Origin of the sequence: Rhodosalinus sp. (genome assembly GCF_041685465.1) — a bacterium.
GTDB lineage: Bacteria > Pseudomonadota > Alphaproteobacteria > Rhodobacterales > Rhodobacteraceae > Rhodosalinus.
In genome coordinates this window covers 1-3,417 of the sequence record NZ_JAWLFS010000287.1, presented here as the reverse complement: position 1 = coordinate 3,417, position 3,417 = coordinate 1, and the positions used below count along the sequence as shown (strand labels likewise).

Here is a 3,417-nt window from a genome sequence, read left to right as displayed (position 1 = left end):
CGTGTTCCGCCACTTCCCGTCCTCGGGTCTCGGCGGTGAGCGCGAGATGGTCGAGGGCGTGCAGCTCGGCACGGTCGAGGCGGTGATCGTCTCGTCGGGCACGCTCGCGAACTTCGTCGAGGATGCCGGCGTTTTCGACATTCCGTTCCTGTTCCGCGATCTCGGCCATGCGCGCACTGTGCTCGACGGGCCCATCGGGCAGGACATTCTCGCGCAGTTCGACGATGTCGGTCTCAAGGCGCTGGCCTGGGGCGAGCAGGGCTTCCGCCACATCACCAACAACCGCAACCAGATCGGCAGCCCCGACGACATCGCCGGCCTCAAGCTGCGCACGATGGAGAACCCCATCCATCTGACCGCGTTCGAGACGCTGGGCGCGGCGCCGACGCCGATGGCATGGCCCGAGGTGATCGGCGCGCTCCAGCAGGGCACGATCGACGGGCAGGAGAACCCGCTCTCGGTCATCGTGTCGGTCAACCTCGACGACGTGCAGGAATACCTGACCCTGTCGGGTCACGTCTATTCCCCGGCGATCCTGCTCGTCTCGCCGATGGTCTGGGACGGGATGTCCGAGGAGGATCGCGAGGCGTTCCGCGAGGGCGCGGCCGAGGGCGTTGCCGCGATGCGCGGTTTCGTCGACGACGTGGAGGAAAGCGGGCTGGAGACGCTGCGCGAGCGCGGGATGGACGTCGGCACGCTGTCGGCGGAGGATCGCGCGGCCTTTCAGGAGGCGCTCACCCCGGCCTACGCCGAGTATTCCGAGACCTACGGTCAGGAGCTGATCGACGCGATCATCGCGACGGAATGATCCCCGGCGGCGCCTGACAGGTTCACCATAAAAGGCCCCGGCGCTCGGCGCCGGGGCAGACCGGGAAATGCCCCATGTCGCTTTTCCGCAAGGCCGAGCGCGCCTTCGTCGCCCTGAACGGCTGGGTCGTCATCGCGTGCCTCGTGGCGATGACAGGCATCATCTTCACCAACGTCTCGCTGCGCTATCTCACCAACGAGTCGATCCCCTGGGCCGACGAGGTCGCCCGCTACCTGATGATCTGGATGACCTTCCTGGGGGCCGGGCTGGTCCTGCGACAGGGCGGCCACGTCGCAATCACGAACCTGCAGGATGCGCTGCCGGGCGTCGCGCAGAGGGTGCTGCGCGGTGCGGTCGTCGTGCTCCTGATGGGGTTCTTCGCCTACATGATCTGGGTCGGGCAGGACTACATGAGCCGCATGGGGCGCCAGCTCACGCCCGCGACACGCATCTCGTTCTGGTATGTCTACCTTGCGATGCCGGTGGGATTCGCGCTGCTGATGGTACATCTGGCGCTGATCGCGCCCCGTTTCGTGCGCGCCGGCCAGCGGCCCGAGGGCGTGGAAGAAGACGAGGGCATGTCGGGGGGACACCTTGGCTGAAATCCTCTTCGGCGCGCTTTTCCTGCTTCTCGTCCTCGGCGTGCCGGTGGCCTTCGCCATCGCCATCGCCGCCTTCCTCGCGCTGAGCCTCGGGACGAGCTATCCGGCCATCGTGATCGTGAAGGAGATGTTCTCGGGCATCGACAGCTTCCCGCTTCTGGCGGTGCCCTTCTTCGTCCTTGCCGCCGAACTGATGACCGGGGGCGCGATGACGCAGGCGCTCCTGCGCTTCACGGTCCGGTTCACGGGCCACCTGCGCGGCGGGCTCGGGTATGCCAACGTGGGCGCCTCGACCATGTTCGCCGGCATCTCCGGCTCGGCGCTCGCCGATGCGGCCGGCCCCGGCGCCATGATGATCCGGATGATGGAACAGGGCGGCTATCCGCGCGCCTATGCCGGGGCGCTCACCGTGTCCTCCGCGGTGATCGGGCCGATCATTCCACCCTCGATCATCATGATCATCTACGCCATGCAGGACGAACGCGTCTCGGTGGTGGCCCTCTTCATGGCCGGGATCCTGCCGGGGCTCTGCCTCGCCGCGGGCCTTCTGGCGACGAACTGGTGGGTCAGCCGAAGCCGCGCCTTCGCGGCAAGCGAACCCCGGGCAGACTGGGCCGAGCGCGGGCGCGCGACGCTTCATGCCCTGCCGGCACTGGGTCTGATCGCGCTGATCATCGGCGGTATCCGCAGCGGCCTCTTCACCCCGACGGAGGCCTCCGTCATGGCGGTCGCCTACGCGCTGCTCTGCGGCATGTTCGTCTACCGGTCGTTGAAGCTGCGCGACCTGCCGGGGATCCTGTTGCGCGCGGCCATGACCTCGGCCGCGGTCCTGCTGATCCTCGCAGCCGCCCGCGCCTTCGCCTGGATGCTGATCATCGAGGGGGTGCCGCAGGATATCGCCGCATGGATCACGGGCCTGCAGCTCAGTCCCATCGTCTTCCTGCTGGCGGTCAACGTGCTGTTGCTGGGGTTCGGTCTGTTCATGGACCCGCTGCCGGGCGTGATGATCCTGGTGCCGATCCTCGCCCCCATTTCCGGCGCGCTCGGCATCGATCCGATCCACTTCGCCATCGTGGTGATCGTGAACCTGACGCTCGGCCTGACCACGCCGCCGGTCGGCAGCCTGCTCTTCGTGGTGGCCTCTGCCGTGCGCCTGCGGCCGACCGACCTTGTGCGCGAACTGCCGCCCTTCTTCCTGAGCAACCTGCTGGTGCTGCTGCTGCTGACGCTCGTGCCGGCGATCTCGACGTGGATACCGCGCGCAGGCGGCTTCTGAGCGCGCCGGCCATCAGGGCCGATCCGACGCATTCATCGGCTTCCATTCGGGCAATGTGATGACACATGTTGTCCAGGGTGGCGGATCAGGCTCAGTTCCCGCGGAGAGGACGCCGACTTCGGACTGTCCCCCTGCTGAAGCACCATCCATGGGACCATCTGAAAACCTTGCGCTCTGAGCGGCTTGGGGTAGACTTCGTGGGATCACGAAGGGTGCCCCGAGCCTCAGGCAGCCCGCCTTTCCCGGCCGCCGCCACGCGATGAAGACGAAGCGGACGCGGCGGGAGAAGGTCCTCGCCGAGATGGAGTTTGAGGGTGCCACGGACGCGCCTTCTGGCGTTGATCGAGCCGCATTATCCCAAGGCCGGGGCGAAGGGGCCGCGGTGCCAGTGGCCCCGCGCAAGCCCGGAGCATGCGATCCTCGACGTCCGCCACCTGCTGGAGACGCATGGGCTGACCGAGACACAGTTCGCCGAGGTGAACGACCATCTCGCCGACCAGGGGATCACGCTGCGCTCGGGGATGCTGGTCGATGGTGAGGGGGCGAACGCCATGCGTTCGAGTGAGCCCCCGAACAGCATCGACGTGCCGCCCTCGACGAAGACCGCGGCCGGGACGCGCGACCTCGAGATGTCGTCCACGAAGACGGGCAACGCCTGGTACTTCGGGAGCGAGGCGGACCAGAAAAGGCGCCCGATGGCGCGTTTTCCCGCCGAAGGCGTGCCTCCGGCA

At 67.5% G+C, this 3,417-nt stretch carries 3 protein-coding genes and 1 pseudogene; all 4 read left to right on the top strand.

The window, feature by feature from the left end:
* A partial coding sequence (locus ACESL7_RS14520; RefSeq protein WP_372894015.1) for a TRAP transporter substrate-binding protein occupies window positions 1–808 on the top strand: 808 nt, incomplete at its 5' end.
* A gap of 74 nt (window positions 809–882) precedes the next feature.
* Window positions 883–1,410: a TRAP transporter small permease gene (locus tag ACESL7_RS14515; RefSeq protein ID WP_372894014.1), complete on the top strand. Its 528-nt coding sequence runs from the start codon at window positions 883–885 to the stop codon at window positions 1,408–1,410.
* Entirely contained in the window at window positions 1,403–2,686 is a 1,284-nt protein-coding gene (locus ACESL7_RS14510; RefSeq protein WP_372894013.1) for a TRAP transporter large permease, read from the top strand. Before ACESL7_RS14515 ends, ACESL7_RS14510 begins: the two co-directional genes overlap by 8 nt.
* Before the next feature lie 259 nt (window positions 2,687–2,945).
* Window positions 2,946–3,417: pseudogene (locus ACESL7_RS14505) on the top strand (transposase); the annotation flags it as partial.